Genomic DNA, 18,867 nt, shown 5'->3' with positions numbered 1-18,867 from the left:
CGGCGCGGACAGCGAAGTGGAGAAGTGTCATGAGTTCTACCCCTGACGGCGAGTTCGAGGGCAGCGACGGCCCGGAGACCGGGCACGACGCCCCCGCACCGAACGAACCCGCCGAGGAGATGTCAGCGCAACGGTTGTCGGCGGTCCTGAGCACACCCGGCGACGCGGCGCTCATGGCCCTTCTCGAGGCCATCCGCGGCGCGGACCCACGCGCCGCGACGGCACTGCGCGAACTGTTGTCCGACCCGGCCCGCGTCCGAGCCATCGAAACATCGAGACTCCTCGACGACGAGCCTCATCCGGCCGTCGACGACGCGATCGGCCTGACGATCGACGCGCTCGGCGTCTCCTACGCGGCGCTCAACGTGATCACCGCCGATGGGCAGACCAACGCCTCGATCGCCTGGCAAGCCGGGAAGCCGGGCCACAAGGGCACGAGGCCGCTGCTCGACTCGCTGTGTGTCTATCCCGTCGTGAGTGACTCGATGCTCGTGGTCGACGACATCGCCGACCATCCGGTCCTGTCCGAGCACTCCACCGCGCGCAACGGCGAGGTCTCCTCGTACCTCGGCATTCCGCTGCACGCCGACGACGGACACGTGATCGGGACCTTCTGCGTCTGGAACGCCGAACCGCATCACTGGTCGTCCAGCGACATCGCCCTGCTCACCGACCTGTCGGTCGTGGTGCAGGAAGCCGTGTTCCGCGGCTGACGCCGTCCGAGCACGCAGTCCGTCCGGCGAGCCGACTCGCGAGTAATCCTTAGCCACCTTTACAATTCTCGAGACCGGGGGGCCGTTCATTGGGATGGAGTGAACTTGGCGACCCGCACCCCCGAGGTCGAGATCGCGCCCGTGCGGGCGCGATCGGCGAACAGCCCGCAATCCCGGCGCTCCCTGGGTGACCTCATCCGTGACGACCCACTGAGCACGATTGTCACCGTCTCCATCGACCTCGTGTCCGCCATCGTGGCAACCGGTGTGGCGATCTTCTGGATCGTCAATCGTCAGCCCGAGTATCCTCCGCTGTGGACCATCGGCCTCTATCCGTTGATCCTCGTGGGGATCTTCGGACTCCGGAAGACCTACCGCCGCGGACTCAACCGTCGGTTCCTCGACGAGGTCGGCAAGGTGATGACCGGTTGCACCGTCGCCGCGATGATCCTGCTGTGTTCGATGCTGTTGTCGGGACTCGACGACCGTCCGGGAGCCGCGGTCACCAAACTCTGGGTATCCGCAATATTCTGGGTTCCCCTGGGACGCCTCATCCGGGACCTCACCCAGCGCCGCCTGCGCCGGCACGGTCATCTCATGGCTCCCACGCTGATCATCGGCGACGGCCCGGTCACCGAGCAGGTGGTGGGACGGATGGTCGTGAACCCCGAACACGGGCTGAAGCCGGTCGGGGTCCTCGCCGCCGGCGCACCCGCACGCGATCGTGACGAGCGGGTGTCCGAGATCCCGCATCTCGGTGGTGTCGACGACCTCGACGACGCGATCCGTGCGACCGACGCCGAGATCCTCGTCGTCGCCTTCGCGGTCACCAACGTGGAACGTCTGACCGCGTCGGTACGCATCGCTCACCGGCACGGCGTCAAGGTGTGGATCGTCCCGCGCATGTTCGACGTCGTCGGCCGCCGCAGCCGTGTCGACCATATCGGCGGTCTACCTCTGATGTCCGTCCCCCACACCAATCCGCGCGGTTGGCAGTTCCGGGCGAAGCACATCGGCGACCGGGTGACCGCCGCACTCATCCTGACCGCGATCGCACCGTTGTTCCTGACCCTCATGCTGCTGGTCCGGTTGAGTTCGCCGGGACCCATCTTCTTCGCCCAGCCCCGCGTCGGACGCGACGGCCGCGTGTTCGACTGCCTCAAGTTCCGGTCGATGCGCCCCGAGGACCCCGACGCGGAGAAGTTCCGGCCCGTGGCCGGAAGCGCCCCCGGCGGCGTCGAAGGGGTCGACCGCCGCACCTGGATCGGCAAGATAATGCGGTCGACATCGATGGACGAACTGCCCCAGCTGCTCAACGTGTTCCGCGGCGAGATGAGTCTCGTCGGTCCCCGACCCGAGCGCCCCGAATACGTGTCACTGTTCGAAGTCCAGATCCGCCGCTACGGTGAACGGCACCGTGTCAAGGCAGGCGTGACCGGCTGGGCCCAGGTCCACGGCCTCCGTGGTCAGACCTCGATCGCCGACCGCGCCGAATGGGACAACTACTACATCGAGAACTGGTCCCTATGGCTCGACGTGAAGATCCTGCTGCTGACGGTGCTGGCCGTGCTCAAGCGCGCGGAGTGATCGCCGACCGTCAGAGCGTCGGCCGCCGGGTGTCGTAGGCCTCGCGGTCCCGCACCCGCCGTCGGCCGTCGCCGGCGACGACGAGAACCGTGCGGACGATGATCGCGAGCAGGACGAGGCCGCACACGATCGCCAGAAGTACCGTGGCCATGCCGGCCTCCTCACCGTCGTTCGCCACAATCGCGAATAGCGCTGCGGCACCATCGAATCGCCGCAACTCGGCCGTGGACGTGCTGTTGCTGAACATGGTGCGTCGTCACCGCTCCTCGGCGCCACTGAATTTCCGTGGCGCCGAGATGACCGAACCGCTCGGCCCACCGCGCGTTGGGTGGGGGAGGAGCCTGCGACGAGGAGGGCGTGCCGGTGGAGTGACCTCGATACGCGGCGTCCTCGCTGCGCTCGGTCGTCGCTACTCGGCCAGCAGAAGGAACGCGGCCAGCAGGCGGCCAGCACCTGCTGGTTGAGTAGGTGAGGAGCTTGCGACGAGCCGTATCGAAGCCATCCCGGCGCTTCACACTATGGAGTTATCAAGGAACAGATGCGGTCCCGGCTGTGCCGGGTGCGGAAGGTGCTGCGCGTGAGTCTGTAAGGCGACGGTCGTGTCAGGCGGCGTCGTCGAGTCGCATTGTGCGGCGGTTATAGGCGGGCAGGGGTCGGCGGCGGGGGTCGATGTCGGCCGGCGGGATCAGCCACGGATGGCGGTCGAAGCCCATCACGATGTCCCACCCGTTGTGGTGGACCTGGGTGTGGCAGCGTTGGCAAAGCATGCAACCGTTGTCGAGTTCGGTGTCACCGTCGTCGGACCAGTGCTCAATGTGGTGGCACTGCGTATGAGACGGTGGCGCACCACATTTGATGCAGTACTGGTCTCGGATGATGATCGCTCGTCGTAGGTGCGGTGGGAAAAGACGCCGCTCCCGCCCCATCTCCAGGGGCACCGTTTCACCGTCGATGATGACCTCGGTGAAGGTCCCATCGCACGACAATCGTCTCGCGGTGGCTTGGGTGATCGATCCGGTCCAGGGCAGCAACGCGGGATCGCCCCCGTCGGCGGGGATCGTCAGCAGGGTCTGGGTGCGCGGGGCGCCGATGGTGTCCATCGCGGCACCGACGGCGGCTTGGTCGAGCAGTACTTCGAGGGCGTCGGCGCGGATCTGGGTGGCGGAGCGTTGATCAGGGGAGCCATCGGGTTCGGGGCGTGGTACTGAGCGTTCGTCGATCATGGCGATGAACTTCTCGCCCACGGTTTGGGTGAGGTTGCCGCGGATCTCGACGCGGTTGTCGTCGGTTACATTGTGTGACAACGTGTCCAGGGATCGGTCGTCACTCGCCGGGATGCCGCCCTCGTCGTCGGCGATGGTGTTGCCGATGGTCTGGGCGTGTTTCTGGATTTCGGTCGGAGTAGCACCGGAGAGCGCCTGGGCGAGTAGTCCGGTCTCGTAGACCCGGTGGTCGTCGTCGGAAAGCGCAGTGGGCGAGCGTTTCTCGATGACCGCCATTCCCCGCACGATGGCGTCGACGACCTCACCGGACAGACGTCCGTCCGCGGCGCAGTCCTCGACCTTGCCCAACGTCCCGACGCTGTCGGCGATGCGGGCGGCGCGAACGGCCGCCGCCGGCGGGAGTCCCATCTCGATCAACAGCTTCTTGATGGTCGAGCCCGCTCTCTCGGCCACTCCCGGGCGGTCGAGGTCGGCTGTGTGCGTGCCGATCTTGTGGTCGGCGAGGTTGCGCAGCAGTATCCATCGGCTTAGCTGTGAGTACGTCGTGGCGCCGGTGGGGTCGTCGGTGGGGTCGTCGGTGGGTGGGGTGATCTCGACGAGTTGGTCGAGGATCGCGTCGAGTGGAGTCGGATGGGTGTTGATCATGACGGCAGCCGTCCCTCTCATGGAGGTGTACTTGCGGTTGGGTGGGGCCGTCGTTGGACTACTGCTCAGTCATCAAATTTCTGTGTCTTCAGTTCTACCTCGGGGGTCTGACAAAGACTGCGGACCGGCTTCGCCGGCGGATACGCGCAGGGCGGTGTCATCCGCTCGGCCTCTCCACGGACAGCTCCCGCGCCGATGTCGGCGGCCCGGGTTATGGTCACCTCGATGGATCACCCGGCCACCTCGCCCGCTCTCGCGGCAGCTCTTCGTCCGGGCCACGTGCTGCGGATCTCAGACATCGACGGGCCCGCACTGGACGATCTGGTGGATTCGGTCGCCGCGGATCTACCGGTGTTCCTCGACTACCGCGGTCCCGCCGACCGGGGCGCCCGCGACGTCGTCACCGAGGTCCTCGATGCACTGGAATCGATCGTCCTCGCCTTGTTCCCGACCTGGCTCCCCGGACGCCATGCGGGCGAGTTGCTCGACGCCGACGAGGCCGAGGACGCCGCCCGCCGACTCTGCCGCGACGCCGCGTTCACCTCGATCGCGGTCGTGCACGTGGCGCGAGTGGCAGCCGGGGCTCCCCGGACCGGATCGGGCCCAGGGAACGAGGCCAGAGCCGCGGCGCTGACCTTTCTGCTACGCCGTGCCTACCACCGCGACACCGTCGTCCTGGCCGTTCGAGCGGACCCCGACCTTCCCGCCCGCGCCCAGCAGGCCGCGGCCGCCGCTTGCCGCTGGATCGCCGATCACGCCCGCCTGACCGTGTGGCTGACATGCGACGCACTGTCCACGGTTTCGTGGGTCCCGGAGTTACGGATCGGGGTGGAAGGTACAGATCGTCCGGGTCTTCCCGCCCCGGACTCCGCGGCCGCCGGTGAGACCGCGGTCGGTGCAGTCGACCCTCCGCTGCTCATGGTGTCCCGTCCGGCGGGGTCGCCGGCACCGCACAGTGCCGCCGAGCAGGCGCTCGAACGCGCCCTCACCCACCAACACTGGGCCAGGGACCGTCAGTGGAACCGCAGTCCCCGCGATCTCGATCCGCTGAGCCCCGCAGTTGTCGTCGACCTCCTCTGGACCCGGGCGAAGGTCGTTGTCGAGGTCGACGGCGCCGACCACCGCGGCCCGGTAAAGTACGCGCGAGATCGACGTCGCGACAACATGCTTCAGCGCGCCGGCTACCTCGTTCTCCGCTATACGAACGAGCAGGTTCTGGATGATGCAGCGCTCGTCGCCGCGGAACTGGCCGCCGTGCTCGCCGAACGCTCACGTCCGACCAGGGCGCGCGCCGCGAGGCCCGCCCCACCCCCGCCCACACCTGAGGAGAGTTCGTGGATCATCCCCGGCTGACACCGACCCAGAGTTCGGTGTTGTTCATCCTGCTGGCCGAGTCCCGCGAACTGAGCACTTCCGAGATCAGAGAACTCGGTCCGGCACTCGACAAGGCCGGCCGCGACCGTCTCAACTCACTCGGCCTCATCGAGTCCCGCCGGGGCGCGCGCCGCGCCTACTTCCACGTCCTCACCGACAGGGGGTGGGCGTGGTGCGCCGCGGAGCTCCACGCCGGGCCACCTGCGCGGGCGAACTCGTTCCTGCGAGCCATGTACACCGTCCTCGAGGGGATCGGACGCTACATCGACGCCGAAGACCTGCGGTTGCACGAGGTGTTCGGCCGCCCCCGACTCCCCTCGACGGAATCGGACGAGTCTGCCGGAGACTCCCCCGCGGTCGACTCTCCGACTCCGGCGACCACACCCGACGCCGACCCCCGCGCGCAGGTCGCGGCGGCCTATCACTCCCGGGTTCCGTCGCCCGGCGGTTTCGTCCTCGTGACCCACCTCCGCACCGACCTGCCCGCGCTGAGCCCGGAAGTGTTCGACGCCACGATGGTCGCGTTCCAGCGCGAACCAGGAGTCAGCCTCATCCCGCAGGAAGACCAGGCCCTGCTGACCCCGGCCGATCGGGCTGCCGCGGTCGTGGTCGGCACCCAACCGTGTCATCTGTTCGCGATCGAGGAGATCTGATGGACGCCGCTGCCCGTTCGGCTCTGGAGTCCATCCGGCTCAACTGGGCCGACACTCCCGACGATGTGTGGGGCACTGCCGACCCGTTCCACGTCCGCGGCCTGCACGAGGGGACGATCGTGGAGATCCTCCGCTCGTTCGACGACGCACGGCGTTCGTCTTCGGGCAGCCCCATCGGGGTCACCGTGCGCGGCCCGGCGGGGTCGGGCAAGACCCACCTCCTGGGTCAGGTACGCCGACGAGTCCATGACGCAGGCGGCTACTTCTTCCTGGTGAAGCTGCTCGACAGCACCGACTTCTGGCGCTCGGTCCTCGTCGCCATGCTCGACGACCTGAGCCGACCCACCCCGCGACACCGATCCCAGCTGAACCAGCTGCTGGATCGGCTCGCCATCGACGCCGGCGTGTCCGACGCGACCCGAGCAGCCGTCACCGGTGGCGCACCGCTCACCCCGTCTGATCTCGACGAGTTCATCCGAGGCGTGTACACCCGCCACTCCCGCCACCGCCGTCGATCCCAGCACATCCTGCGGGCGCTCGTGCTGCTCGAGTCGGACGACTTCGCTGCCAAGGACCTCGGTGAGGCGTTCCTCCATCTCGACATCGACGATGCCGACGAACTCGCCGCGTGGGGCATTCGCGACGCTCGCCTCGGTTACCAGGAGATCGTCGAGAACATGTCGCGCATCATCGCTTTCGATGATGCCGCAGTCCTCGCGTTCGATCAGATCGACACCCTCATCGAAGCGGGCAAGTCCGCCGAGGAGGGCGAGGACTCCCAGGTGGAGAAGCTCGCCCACGGATTGATGTCGGTGCGCGACACCATGAGTCGCACCGCATGCGTCGTCTCGTCCATCACCGCCGCATGGGAGTACCTGTCCGGTCACGTCATGCGGTCAGCCGTCGACCGCTTCCGACTGCCGCCCGTACTGGCTCGACCCACGAACGCCGAGTTCGGGCGGATGCTGTTGGCCCTGCGTTTCGACCCGTGTTTCGCCGGCGTGGGATTCGTACCGCCGTACCCGACCTGGCCGGTCACCGAGGGCGCGCTGACCGCCGCTGTCGACTACACGCCCCGCGAGCTCATGGTGACCGTCGACCGGCAGATCGCCTCGATGCTGCGACGCGACGAGTTCGCCGAGATCACCAGCCTGACCGGCGTACCGGCACCCTCGCCCGCACCCCGGCCGGCAGCCCCCTCCCCTCCGCCGCCCGCCCCCGCGCATCACAGTCCTCCCCCGCCGTCGCAGCCCCCGACTCCCGAGCGGCCCACTCCCGCGGCCGAATCGGCCGCCTTCGAGAAACTCGATCAGCGGTATGCGGAGCTCATCCATCGCGCAGATCCGCTGCCCGCACTGGTTCCCGCCACCGAGGACAAGGTGGTTCCCTCGCTGCTGCACGCGGGACTGTTGACCTGGATTCAGGCGCTCACCACTGACGCCGACCGCTGGCAGATCGACGCAAAGCCAGGACCGAAGAGCCCTCTTCACGGCCGGATTCGCCAGTTGGTGGACCCCGAGCGCGACGTCGAGCAATCGTGGAGCTTCCGCGCGATCTCCGCCACGCATGCGCGGTCGGTACAGACTCGACTGTCCAATGCCACGACGATGTCCGGATTCACACTCGGCGACGTCGAACGCACACTCGTGATCTTGCGCCGGGACACGTGGCCGAGCGGACCGAGGACCGCACAGATGGTCCAGGAGTTCCACGATCGGGGCGGCAAGGTGGTGGCCTGGACCGAGCACGACGTCAAACGACTCGTAGCCCTCGCCGCGCTACGCGCGGAGCGCTCTCCCCATCTGCGCGAATGGATCTCCGCACGCAACCCGGCGCGCGAGGTCGCGTTCCTCTCCGAGATCCTCGGACCCGCACTGGCCGATACCCCTGCCACACCCGCGGAACCGCCGACGCCCTCGCGCACCGACGACCCCGTGCCGGCCGCGCCCGCGGCAATACCGCGCGTCACCGCGCCGACCCCGGCGCCGACACCACGAACTGTCGACTCCGAACCGGAACCCGTTGGCCTGGGATCGATTCCACTGGGAATCGGCGTCGCCCGCGGCGAACCGATCGGCGTCTCACTGGCGGCCATGCGCAAACACGTGGCGCTTTTCGCCGGGTCGGGTTCCGGGAAGACCGTCCTCATCCGACGAATCGTCGAAGAAGCTGCCCTGCAAGGTGTCTCGTCGATAGTTCTCGACGTCAACAACGACCTCGCCCGCCTCGGTACACCGTGGCCGGACACCGACTCGCGCGGATGGACCACCGAGGATCGTGATCTCGCGAAGCGCTACCTGAAGGACACCGAGGTCGCGATCTTCACTCCCGGTCGCGCCGCGGGACGCCCGCTGAGCTTTCAGCCCCTCCCCGACTTCGCCGAGATCATCGACAATCCCGACGAGTTCCGCGCCGCGGTCGACTCCGCAGTGGGCGCCCTGGTCCCGCGCGCACGAGCCACCGGCACCAGCGCCAAAGCCTATCGCCAGCAAGCGGTTCTGCAGCAGTCGATGGCCGCGTTCGGTCGCCGGGGCGGCGGCTCGCTGGAGTCCTACATCGGGATGCTCTCCGAGCTGCCCGACGACGCCAGCAATCTCGCCGACGCGGCGAAGCTCGGCATCGAACTCGCCGAGAACCTCAAGGCGTCGATGGCTCTCGACTCGGCCTTCGGGGGCGACGGCTCGCCGGCTGATCCGGGCTACCTCCTGACGCCCTCGCCCGGCTATCGCGCGCGGGTGTCGGTCATCAACCTTGCCGGGCTCGGCAGTGATGATCGTCGCGCCAACTTCGTCAACCAACTGCAGATGGCACTCTTCGCGTGGATCAAGAAGCATCCCGCGACCGACCGGCCGCTGGGTGGCCTTCTGGTCATGGACGAAGCGCAGAACTTCGCTCCCGCTGTCGGCATGACGGCAGCCAAGCAGAGCACGAGCGCCTTGGCTTCGCAGGCGCGCAAGTACGGCCTCGGGCTCATCTTCGCCACCCAGTCGCCGACCGGCATCGACAACAAGATCTCGGCCAACTCCTCCACCCAGATCTTCGGCTTGCTCAACCATCCGACGCAGATCGAGCGGGCGAAAGAACTCGCCGCCAACAAGGGCAGCGCCATCCCCGACATCGGCAGGCTCCCGACCGGCACGTTCTACGTCGCCAGCGAGGGCGGCCGGTTCGTCAAGACGGCCACGCCGCTGTGCCTGACCTACCACCCGTCGAGCCCTCCGACCGAGGACGAGGTGGTCGAGCTGGCCCGCGCGACGTCGTGACAACAGTTCAGTCGGTATACGACCAACTCCCTCGCTCGTACCCCTTGGCACAATGGACCACGTGCTCATGCTGTCTGCCGGAGAGAACCGCCCGCTGCCGTCGTCGGCCGTGACGGTCTCGGTGCGTTCGGCGTCGCCGGTCAACACCTCGGCGATCCTGCTCACCGATGCCGGTCGCGTTCGTTCGGACGCCGACCTGATCTTCTACAACCAGCCCACCGGCCCGGGAGTCGGTTACCGATCGTCCGGCGCGGCCGACATCGTCACCGTCGACACCGCCGCGCTCCCCCGCGACATCACGACGGTCGTCGTGGCGGCGAGCCTGGACGGCACCGGACCGACCACCTTCGCGACCGCCGGCGCGCTCACCGCGACGCTGAGCGGCGGCGGCGAGGAGCTCGCCTTCACCCCGACCGGCCTCACCAGCGAGGCGGCTGTCGTCTGCCTCGAGATCTACCGCCGCAACGACACCTGGAAGGTCCGAGCCGTCGGACAGGGTTACGACGCCGGACTCGCCGGTCTCGTCGCCGCATTCGGCATCGACGTCGAGGAGGATCCGGCCCCGCCACCGCCTCCCGGACAGCCGCCGCGGGTGACCGATCCGCAGCCGTGGCCGCCCGCGAATCAGCCTGTCCCGCAACAGCCATCACCACCGACGACCGCGCCTGCCCCACCGCTCGCCACACCCCAGCCTCCGGTTTCGACCCAACCCTCGGGAGTCCCCATGCACAGCGATCTGTTCGCCCCGTCCCACGCCGAGGTCAGCGGCCAGGGCATCCAGAAGCAGGGCAGCAAGATGTGCCGAATCGGGCTCTCGGGTGAGGTGATGGCCCGCACCGGTTCAATGGTCGCCTACCAGGGCGACCTCAACTTCGAGGCCCTCGGCTCCGGCGGCCTCGGCCGGATGATGCGCCAGGCGATGACCGGCGAGGGCGTCCCACTGATGAAGGTCACCGGCCGTGGCGACCTGTTCCTCGCCAACGCCGCGTCGGACGTCCACCTCATCGACCTCGACGGCACCGACGGCCTGACCATCAACGGCGCGAACGTCCTCGCCTTCGACTCGACGCTGAGCTACGACATCCAGCGTGTCCAGGGTGCGGGCGCGATGAGCAACGCCGGCCTCTACAACTGCGTCTTCACCGGCCGTGGCCGCATCGCGATCACCACCGACGGCACCCCCGTCGTGCTCGACGTCGACGCCGCGACCTACGCCGACCCGCAGGCCGCGGTCGCGTGGTCGTCGAGCCTGCGCACCTCGGTGAAGTCCAACGACTCGTTCAACCTCGGCACCCTGATGGGCCGCAGCACCGGCGAACGCTTCACCCTCGCCTTCTCCGGCCAGGGCTTCGTCGTCGTACAGCCGTCGGAGCTGCCGCCGGGCGGATTCATCGGCGGCACCGGCGGCGGCGGGGCCGCGGGCTCCGGAGCCGGCGGGATGCTCGGGGGCATCCTCGGGCGCTGAACCCCGCGATCGGTAGCGACAATGCGCGCCAGATCCCAACTTTCGCCACGAAGTCCCGGGGGATCGGCTGTCGTCCGGTCGGACGGTTTTCTCCTCGCCCGTATGAGCGATCCGAACGCACGTCAGACGGCTCCGCACGTGCCGTCTCGGCGGCCTTCGAGCCGTCCGCGCGCCGGAAACGCTGCGTGACAGAACATCCCGGAAGAGGCCCGGTCAGGGACCGTCTCGGGCGCTTCGGGGTGTCCCCAACACGTGGGACCCCGACCGGATGAACCCTTCGGCGAAGTGTTCGTGAGCTGCGCCGCAAGCGGCTACCGTCGGAGGCATCGACTGCGTTCGCGGTGGTGATGTGTTCCACCCATCGCCGGGCACGGTGACATGAACTGATCCGTATCGAAGGTCCTCCGAAGATGACCATGACCACTGCGCGACCCCGCCGAGTCCGGGCGCTCGCGGTTGCGGCCGCGGTGGGTCTGGCCCTCTGGTTCGGCGGGCAGACGCCCGCGACGGCCGAGCCGAGCGACTCCGGAAGCGGCTCGCACAGCGTGGACGCCCCGAGTTCCGGAGGCGACTCCGGCGGCAGCGACTCCGGCGGCTCGGGAAGCGACGACTCCGGCGGCAGCGACTCCGGCGGCTCGGGAAGCGGCGACTCCGGCGGCAGCGACTCGGGAGGCGGCACCAGGTCCGGTGGCGGCGACTCGGGCGACAGCGACTCCGGCGACAGCGGGTCTACCGACCCCGGCACGGATACCGGGACGACCCCGGATTCCGACGCCGGCCAACCCTCCGGCGCCATCACGGAGAACGACGTCCTCCCGGTGAACCCCGACCCACCCAGCCAGACGGACGGTTCCTCCGCCGGCGAGCCGGCCGCCCCGCCGGCGACCGAGACGACCGAACCCGCCCCCGAACCCGACGCCGACTCCACCTCGCAATCCTCGGCCATCGACGTCGACGTTCACGAGAACCCGGTCCGCGGCAAACCCGACGCTCACCACGGCGCCGATGCCGGTGCCGATGCCGATGCCGACACCACGCTGCCATCTGCCGTCGAAGGCCCGCCCGGGGACGCGCGCCTCGCCGCGCGGGCAGGCGGCGCGATCGGAGCACAGTTCGACCCTGGCGCCTCGCCGGCCGGAGACCCACCGCCCTGGTCACCGATGCTCAAGACCTCGACCCCGCCGGTCGCCGTGGCGCCGCAGCCGTACAAGACCGGAGCGTTCGGACTCCTGGCGTTCCTCGGCATCAACATCCTGGGGGGCGGAAGCACCGGTGCGGTGAGCCCGGCGCCGTGGACGCTCCTGTGGTGGATCCGACGATTCGGGACCACTGGCCCCGCGGCCACCGCCGAACCCCACGTCAACCCGTTCACAACCGGCCTGGTGACGGTCGATGCGGCCACGCCGGACCGGTTCCTCGAAGCGGCCGACGGCCCAGACACGAGCAACACCGACAGCCCGGTCCCGCAGTATGCCTTCGTCGGCGGTCTTGTCCTCGGGTCCGCACTCCTCACCCGGAGGCACATGGCGGAGGCGGTGACACTCGCGGGCGGCCCGCCCGCGACGATCCCGGCACCGCGCCCCACCCACACGGAGCCGGCCTCCGCACCGGAATCCTCCGGCGTCCTGCTCGGCTCGATGACGTTCACCGAGCCGGACGGAAACCCGATCCCGACGACCCTGCTCGGCGTCACCCCCACCAGCGACCAGACCTTCCTCACCGCGAGCGGCAGCGTGCTCACCTACGACGCGCCGACCGGCATGTACACCTACACGCCTTCCCTGCCCGCACGTGTCGCCGCGGCCGCACCGGGAGCCCCGGAATCGGCACGATTCGACTCCGTCGTCATCACCGCGGACGACGGACGGGGCGGTACGACGCCGGTCACCGTCTCCCTGCCGATCACGACTCCGTACGCACTCGGGCAGGTGACCGTCCCCGGATGCCAGGTCGACGAGGTCGTCATCGGCCATGACGGCGCCGCGTTCGTGACCACCCGGCGCGGTGACGGGTGCACCCAGCTCTCGGTGGTCTGGCCGAAGACCACGACGGTGGCGTCGGTTCCCATCGCGGGGTCGCCGACCGAACCGAAGCGTGGCGCCGTCCTCGGTCCCGACGGCCGCGCCCATCAGCTCACGGAGCACTCGGAGATCTCCGGCGAGACCATCCGGACCTCGGTGCGCATCACCCGGGTCGATTCGTCCGGGGTCGCGTCGACCACCGGACCGATCATCGGCCTTCCCGCAGATCACCTCCGGTTCGACGAGGCCGGCGTGGGCTACCTGCTGACAACGTGGCCCGACGAGGACGGTCGGACGTACACGTATCTGACCGCCGTGGATCACGACGGCACCGCATCGACGTTCCCGCGCATCCCCGGCGCCGGCGGTCGCCTCGTCCTGTCCGCTTCGGGAAAGGTGTTCGTCTCGACGTCGGATGCCGACGGAACCCTTCTCTACGAGGCCGGCACCAGTGGCCTCGAGCCCGCCGGGCAGGTGTTCGACGGCGACGGCGGCGACCTCTGGGCCCGACGCGGAGACTCGCTGTACTTCGTGCGTCACCACACCGATCCCAGCGGCACACCGGTCGCCACACTCGCGATCCGGCATCCCGACGGCTCGATCACCGGCGTCGAGGAGATCCCTGGCCGGGTGTCGTCGGTGGTGCCCACCGACACCGCCGTCCACGTGGTCTCGCAATCGCCCGATTCGGTCCACGTCTCCGCAGTCCGCTCGGACGGGAGCATCTCGACAGCGCACCTCGCCGGCACCAGCGACGCTGCGGCGGTCGCCGGACCCGACGGCCACCTCTACCTCGCGCTGATGGACCCCGCCACCGGGGTAAACACCATCATCGAGATCTCACCGGACGGCATCCAGCGGGTGGTCGCCGCGGGCATCGGTCAGGTGTTCGTCCGGGCACACGAGAGCGGTGCGGTTCTCCTCACGACGACGAACACCACGCCGGACGGCGAGGACACCACGACGATCACGGCCATCCACGGCAACAGCACGGTGGACGGCGCGCGCGTCGACGGGACTCCGATCTCTGTCCACTTCGACCGAACCGGCGCCGCCCATCTCCCGATGCTGACCACCGACCCGGAAACCGGGGACCCGCTCATCTCCCTCGCGATGGTCCGTCCCGACGCCTCGACCGTGGTGTCGGCTCCCGTCGCCGGAGAGCCGGCCGGGGCCCCGGCGATCGCCCACGACGGTAGGACATACCTCCCGCTGACCCGTTTCTGCCCCGAAACCCGCTGGCCGAAAACGACTCTCATCGTGTTCGGCCCGGACGGTTCGGCTGTCGAAGCCGCCGAGTTCGACGGCCATTCGACGCATGGCCCCGTCATCACGCCCGACAACGACGTCATCCTGCTCACCCATGACGCCGACTCCACGACGATCCGTCCGATCCGGATGACGGTCGACAGCGAACGGCAACCCGGGAACCCCGCTCCAGCTATGGTTTTCGACGTCACCCCGACCATTTCGGACATCAACCCGGAAACCGGCGCCGTGTCGGGGTCGGTGGCAACTGCGTCCGACAATGCCCACGCCCTGAGCCACCTGACCACGGACTCCCAGGTGGAACTCGATTCCGCCAGCGGCACATTTGTTTTCACGCCGACAGCGGCTCAGCGCCACGCGGCCACCGGATCCGCTCTCCACGACTTCGCGGTCCTGGTTTCCGACGCGTCGGGTTCGTCCACGGTGATCTCGGTGAGCGTCCCGCTCGTACCCGAGAATGCTCTCGAGACACTCGAATAGGTTGCGCGCCAGAAGTTTCGGCCCACCAGACGGGTGAACACAACTCCCGATGAGGACTTCGACAGTTCCGGCGAACGCCTTTGTTAGACAAAGCAATTGACCGTTTTATCCGGTGGTCAACGGCCATCCACCGGCGTATTCTCGTCGATGCATGCAACCAGGTACAGCACGTCACACCTACCCGCCCTTCTGTGCGGCGTAGGCGTCACCCGTCATCCCCACATCCACTTCAGGATCAATCATGCTCGAAGCCAGCGCATCCGTCCTCATCAAGCAACCCATCGAGATCGTCTGGGATTACACCACCACTCCCGAGAACATCCCCGCCTATCTGGCCGGGGTCGTCGAGATGACTCCCCTGTCCGACAACGCAGTGTCCGTCGGCGCCCAATGGAAGGGCAAGAACAGCATTCTCGGCCGCACCTTCGAATGGCGGGGCGAGTTCACCCGCGTCGACACCCACAAGGACACGGAGTTCCAGACGATCGAGGCAGCCTTCCCGTTCAAGACGCACTCGAATCTGGAGGAGACCTCCGATGGCGTCCGTATGACCTATCACGTCGAGTCCGCCAACGGTTTCGGCGGCGTCTTCGGCAAGATGGCCGACCCGATCGTCATGCGCATCTATCAGCGCTCACTCACCGCATCGATCGAGAGCATCCCCGATCTGATCGAGGAGTGGCTGGCCCGGAAAGGTTGACCGACCGACGAGAACGGCCCCACCTCCGTGACTTGGGTTCTAGTGATCCCCGCAACACCCTGGCTATCAGGGAGTTGCGGGGATCATGGTTTCTGCGGAGTTGAAGGAGCTGTTTTTCGAGGCGTTGGACCGTGAATACGGCAACGTGACAGCAGCGGCGCGCAGTGTGGGAGTCAACCGTGCCACGGCATATGGGTGGGTTCGTCGAGCCGGCTTACGTGGTCGCGGCAAACGGGGCACTTCCGGGCATCCAGGACGCGCTCGCTATGACGCGCTGCGCGCTGCCGGTGTCGGCCGCCGTGAGGCTGCCAAGCAAGTCGGAGTGCACATCCGCACCGCCCGGGACTGGGATAAAGGGATCCGCAAGATCGGCAACGCGCGCCTCCACCCCGATGGCCGTCGGATCGACTACAAGACCGGTGTGACCACTGTTGACACGCGACCGTCACTGGCCCGGATCGAAGCCCCACTGCATCCTCGGTTTCTCACCTTGTCCGAGCGGGAACAGATCGCCGACATGCGTCGCGCCGGCGACTCGCTGCGGGAGATCGGGCGCCAGCTGGGTCGGCCGGCATCGACGATCAAACGAGAAATCGATGCCTACTCCGTTTCTGGGGTGTATCGCCCTCATCGAGCCCAAAGAGACTGGGCAAGTTCGCGTTTACGACCAAAAGACTCCAAGCTGGCGGTCGGTGGACCGTTGCGGGATTACGTTTCGAACAAACTCGCCGAGCAATGGTCTCCCGAACAGATCAGTCACACTTTGATCATCGAATTCCCCGATGACGAGGCGATGCGAGTGAGTACCGAAACGATCTATCAGGCGATCTACGTCCAAGCCCGGGGGGGTTGCGCCGCGAACTCGCCGACGCGTTACGCACCGGCCGCACCCACCGCAAACCTCACCGGTCCCCAGATCGACGCACCACCCGGTTCGTCGACGAGATGGTGATGATTTCCGATCGACCGGCCGAGGTCGAGGATCGGGCTGTGCCCGGTCACTGGGAGGGTGACCTCATCGTCGGCAGCCGGTCGGAATCAGCCATCGTGACGTTGGTCGAACGCTCGACTCGCTATGTGCTCCTCGGTCATCTACCCGGCGAGCACACGGCCGAAGCAGTCCGTGACGTACTGATCCCGCTGATCGGTTCTCTGCCCGAGCACCTGCGGGGATCGTTGACCTGGGACCAGGGCTGCGAGATGGCCGCCCACAAGCAGTTCAGCATCGCTACCAATGTGCCCGTCTACTTCTGCGACCCGCATTCACCCTGGCAGCGAGGCTCGAATGAGAACACCAATGGGCTACTGCGCCAATACTTTCCGAAGGGCACCGACCTGTCGGTGCACACTGCCGCAGACCTCGAACTCGTCGCCCAACGACTCAACAGTCGACCACGCAAAACGCTCGACTGGACAACCCCAGCCGAGCGTCTGCGTGATTTACTTGTACCCGTCTAACCAACCGGTGTTGCGAGGACCCCTAGAATCCGCCTGACGGAGATGGGGCCGTTCGTCAAAGCGTCAGCCTTGGGCGAAAGTCACCAGCTGGACTTCTGCACGCCCGGGAGCTCGCCCGCATGCGCCATGTCGCGCAGGCAGATTCGGCACAGGCCGAACTTGCGGAACACCGAGTGCGGACGGCCGCACTTGTTGCACCGGGTGTAGCCCCGCACGGCGAACTTGGGCTTCTTGTTGGCCTTGTTGACCAGAGCCTTCTTTGCCATGTCAGTTGTCCTTAACGTTGTTGTCCTTGAACGGGAAGCCCAGGGCACGCAGCAGCGCACGGCCTTCCTCGTCCGTACGGGCAGACGTCACGACGGTGATGTCCATACCCCGCGGGCGGTCGATGTTGTCGATGTTGATCTCGTGGAACATCGACTGCTCGTTCAGACCGAACGTGTAGTTTCCGTTGCCGTCGAACTGCTGGTCCGACAGACCGCGGAAGTCGCGGATACGCGGAAGGGCGATGGACACGAGGCGGTCCAGGAACTCCCACATGCGGTCGCCGCGCAGGGTGGCGCGGGCACCGATCGGCATACCCTCACGCAGCTTGAACTGCGCGATGGACTTGCGAGCGCGGCGGATCTCCGGACGCTGACCGGTGATCTTGGCCAGGTCCTCGACAGCGCCGTTGATCAGCTTCGCGTCACGGGCGGCGTCGCCGACGCCCATGTTCACGACAACCTTCACGACGCCGGGGATCAGCATCACGTTGGGGTATTCGAACTGCTCGTTCAGCTGGCCCTTGATCTCCTCGCGGTAGCGAGTCTTCAGGCGCGGCTGGATCTTGGTCTCGGTAGAAGTCATGTCAGATGTCCTTCCCGCTCTTGCGCGAGATCCGGACCTTCTTGCCGGTCTCTTCGTCGACGCGGTAGCCGACGCGGGTCGGGTTGCCATCGGAATCGACGACCATCACGTTCGAGACGTGGATCGAGGCTTCCTGGGTCACGATGCCGCCGGAGGAGGCACCGCGCTCGTTGGCCGACGCGGCGGTGTGCTTCTTGATTCGGTTGACGCCCTCGACGAGGACACGCTGGGTCTTCGGGAAGGCCTGGATGACCTTGCCCTTGGCGCCCTTGTCCTTGCCCGAGACGACGATGACGGTGTCACCCTTGTGAACCTTCATGTCAGATCACCTCCGGTGCCAGCGACACGATCTTCATGAACTTCTTCTCACGCAGCTCGCGGCCGACCGGGCCGAAGATGCGGGTACCGCGGGGATCGCTCTCACCCTTGAGGATGACGGCGGCGTTCTCGTCGAAGCGGATGTAGCTTCCGTCCGCACGACGGCGCTCCTTGGTGGTGCGCACGATGACGGCCTTGACGACCTCACCCTTCTTGACGTTGCCGCCGGGAATGGCGTCCTTGACAGTGGCGACGATCACGTCACCAATGCCGGCGTAGCGCCGCGAGGAACCGCCGAGCACGCGGATGCACAAGATTTCCTTGGCACCGGTGTTGTCGGCGACCCGCAGGCGAGATTCCTGCTGAATCACTCGTTAGTCTCCTTGACCTGGCTTCTTATGTACGCCCGATTTCCGACCCGACGCACACGGTCCGTTGCCACCGAACACACGCCTGCCTGGAGTTTTCCACCAGGCTGTGACACCTGGACGGATCGCCCAGTGGGTTCGTGAGCCGATTCGCGACACAGCAGTGCCGCAGGCAACCCCACAAGTGTAGGGGAACGCCCAGGTGGGAGCCAAATCCGACCCTCCGTACGCCCGGGGATGGTTTGGCCCTCTTCCCACGCGGGAAAAGTTCTCTCGACTCAGACCCATCTGACACGGTGTCCCGGACGAAGCACCCCCGGGACGAGATCAGCTCGTACGAGACCGGCCAGCCAAGACCGGCGACTACGACACCCGCCGGCCGGTGACCGTGCAGCCACGCGCGGCCCGCAGGCGGAATGCACCCGACAAGCGTGACCAGTGCCCGGGGGATCTTTCTTCGACCGAGCGCGAGCCTGTTCAC

The 18,867-nt window shown here is 67.3% G+C and carries 14 protein-coding genes and 1 pseudogene; 9 read left to right on the top strand and 6 right to left on the bottom strand.

Annotated features, from left to right (window positions below; genetic code table 11):
• Positions 1-29 precede the first annotated feature (29 nt).
• A complete protein-coding gene (locus BLU62_RS30340) occupies positions 30-713 on the top strand; it encodes a GAF domain-containing protein (RefSeq protein ID WP_074854134.1) in 684 nt (227 codons plus the stop codon).
• Between the two features lie 105 nt (positions 714-818).
• Positions 819-2,300 (top strand): sugar transferase, encoded by a 1,482-nt coding sequence (locus BLU62_RS30335; protein WP_084811987.1) that lies wholly within the window; start codon positions 819-821, stop codon positions 2,298-2,300.
• 10 nt (positions 2,301-2,310) lie between these two features.
• On the opposite strand, the gene BLU62_RS33120 is transcribed toward BLU62_RS30335, so the two are convergent.
• Positions 2,311-2,451: a hypothetical protein gene (locus BLU62_RS33120; protein WP_167544047.1), complete on the bottom strand. Its 141-nt coding sequence runs from the start codon at positions 2,449-2,451 to the stop codon at positions 2,311-2,313.
• 451 nt (positions 2,452-2,902) lie between these two features.
• Positions 2,903-4,168 (bottom strand): HNH endonuclease, encoded by a 1,266-nt coding sequence (locus tag BLU62_RS30325; protein ID WP_074854132.1) that lies wholly within the window; start codon positions 4,166-4,168, stop codon positions 2,903-2,905.
• Positions 4,169-4,393: 225 nt separating this feature from the next.
• Here BLU62_RS30325 and BLU62_RS30320 point away from each other — a divergent pair, with 225 nt between their 5' ends.
• The 7 genes and pseudogenes from BLU62_RS30320 to BLU62_RS30290 all read left to right on the top strand — a co-directional run bounded on the left by BLU62_RS30320 (position 4,394) and on the right by BLU62_RS30290 (position 16,851).
• Positions 4,394-5,521, top strand: coding sequence for an endonuclease domain-containing protein (locus tag BLU62_RS30320; protein ID WP_074854349.1), 1,128 nt, complete (start codon positions 4,394-4,396; stop codon positions 5,519-5,521).
• Entirely contained in the window at positions 5,503-6,195 is a 693-nt protein-coding gene (locus tag BLU62_RS30315; protein WP_074854131.1) for a MarR family transcriptional regulator, read from the top strand. The genes BLU62_RS30320 and BLU62_RS30315 overlap by 19 nt, the downstream gene beginning before the upstream one ends.
• Positions 6,195-9,458, top strand: coding sequence for a helicase HerA domain-containing protein (locus BLU62_RS30310; protein WP_074854130.1), 3,264 nt, complete (start codon positions 6,195-6,197; stop codon positions 9,456-9,458). Before BLU62_RS30315 ends, BLU62_RS30310 begins: the two co-directional genes overlap by 1 nt.
• A 52-nt stretch (positions 9,459-9,510) precedes the next feature.
• Positions 9,511-10,923 carry an AIM24 family protein gene (locus tag BLU62_RS30305; protein WP_074854129.1) on the top strand — a complete coding sequence of 471 codons (1,413 nt, stop codon included), beginning with the start codon at positions 9,511-9,513 and terminating at the stop codon, positions 10,921-10,923.
• A gap of 410 nt (positions 10,924-11,333) precedes the next feature.
• A complete protein-coding gene (locus tag BLU62_RS30300; protein ID WP_074854128.1) occupies positions 11,334-14,693 on the top strand; it encodes a hypothetical protein in 3,360 nt (1,119 codons plus the stop codon).
• Between the two features lie 241 nt (positions 14,694-14,934).
• Positions 14,935-15,393 (top strand): SRPBCC family protein, encoded by a 459-nt coding sequence (locus BLU62_RS30295; RefSeq protein ID WP_074854127.1) that lies wholly within the window; start codon positions 14,935-14,937, stop codon positions 15,391-15,393.
• An 85-nt stretch (positions 15,394-15,478) separates the two neighbouring features.
• Positions 15,479-16,851: pseudogene (locus BLU62_RS30290) on the top strand (IS30 family transposase).
• 80 nt (positions 16,852-16,931) lie between these two features.
• Here the strand turns inward: BLU62_RS30290 and BLU62_RS30285 are convergent.
• Genes BLU62_RS30285 through rplN form a run of 4 tightly spaced genes read right to left on the bottom strand, consistent with a single transcriptional unit; the run spans position 16,932 to position 18,389 of the window.
• Positions 16,932-17,117: a type Z 30S ribosomal protein S14 gene (locus BLU62_RS30285; RefSeq protein ID WP_074854126.1), complete on the bottom strand. Its 186-nt coding sequence runs from the start codon at positions 17,115-17,117 to the stop codon at positions 16,932-16,934.
• A 1-nt stretch (position 17,118) separates the two neighbouring features.
• Complete coding sequence (rplE, locus tag BLU62_RS30280) at positions 17,119-17,700, bottom strand: 50S ribosomal protein L5 (protein ID WP_074854125.1); 582 nt, start codon at positions 17,698-17,700, stop codon at positions 17,119-17,121.
• 1 nt (position 17,701) lies between these two features.
• Positions 17,702-18,019, bottom strand: a complete 318-nt coding sequence (gene rplX, locus BLU62_RS30275; protein WP_074854124.1) for a 50S ribosomal protein L24 — start codon at positions 18,017-18,019, stop codon at positions 17,702-17,704.
• 1 nt (position 18,020) lies between these two features.
• Positions 18,021-18,389, bottom strand: coding sequence for a 50S ribosomal protein L14 (rplN, locus tag BLU62_RS30270; RefSeq protein WP_004019493.1), 369 nt, complete (start codon positions 18,387-18,389; stop codon positions 18,021-18,023).
• Positions 18,390-18,867 lie beyond the last annotated feature (478 nt).

Origin of the sequence: Gordonia westfalica (assembly GCF_900105725.1) — a bacterium.
Classification (GTDB): domain Bacteria; phylum Actinomycetota; class Actinomycetes; order Mycobacteriales; family Mycobacteriaceae; genus Gordonia; species Gordonia westfalica.
This window is presented reverse-complemented; position numbering and strand designations above follow the sequence as displayed.

Excerpts from the sequence above, each read along its gene's own strand:
- BLU62_RS30340 (WP_074854134.1), top strand. The coding sequence starts at position 30 with ATGAGTTCTACCCCTGACGGCGAGTTCGAGGGCAGCGACGGCCCGGAG.
- BLU62_RS33120 (WP_167544047.1), bottom strand. The coding sequence starts at position 2,451 with ATGGCCACGGTACTTCTGGCGATCGTGTGCGGCCTCGTCCTGCTCGCG.
- BLU62_RS30325 (WP_074854132.1), bottom strand. The coding sequence starts at position 4,168 with ATGATCAACACCCATCCGACTCCACTCGACGCGATCCTCGACCAACTC.
- BLU62_RS30320 (WP_074854349.1), top strand. The coding sequence starts at position 4,394 with ATGGATCACCCGGCCACCTCGCCCGCTCTCGCGGCAGCTCTTCGTCCG.
- BLU62_RS30310 (WP_074854130.1), top strand. The coding sequence starts at position 6,195 with ATGGACGCCGCTGCCCGTTCGGCTCTGGAGTCCATCCGGCTCAACTGG.
- BLU62_RS30305 (WP_074854129.1), top strand. The coding sequence starts at position 9,511 with ATGGACCACGTGCTCATGCTGTCTGCCGGAGAGAACCGCCCGCTGCCG.
- BLU62_RS30300 (WP_074854128.1), top strand. The coding sequence starts at position 11,334 with ATGACCATGACCACTGCGCGACCCCGCCGAGTCCGGGCGCTCGCGGTT.
- BLU62_RS30295 (WP_074854127.1), top strand. The coding sequence starts at position 14,935 with ATGCTCGAAGCCAGCGCATCCGTCCTCATCAAGCAACCCATCGAGATC.
- BLU62_RS30285 (WP_074854126.1), bottom strand. The coding sequence starts at position 17,117 with ATGGCAAAGAAGGCTCTGGTCAACAAGGCCAACAAGAAGCCCAAGTTC.
- rplE (WP_074854125.1), bottom strand. The coding sequence starts at position 17,700 with ATGACTTCTACCGAGACCAAGATCCAGCCGCGCCTGAAGACTCGCTAC.
- rplX (WP_074854124.1), bottom strand. The coding sequence starts at position 18,019 with ATGAAGGTTCACAAGGGTGACACCGTCATCGTCGTCTCGGGCAAGGAC.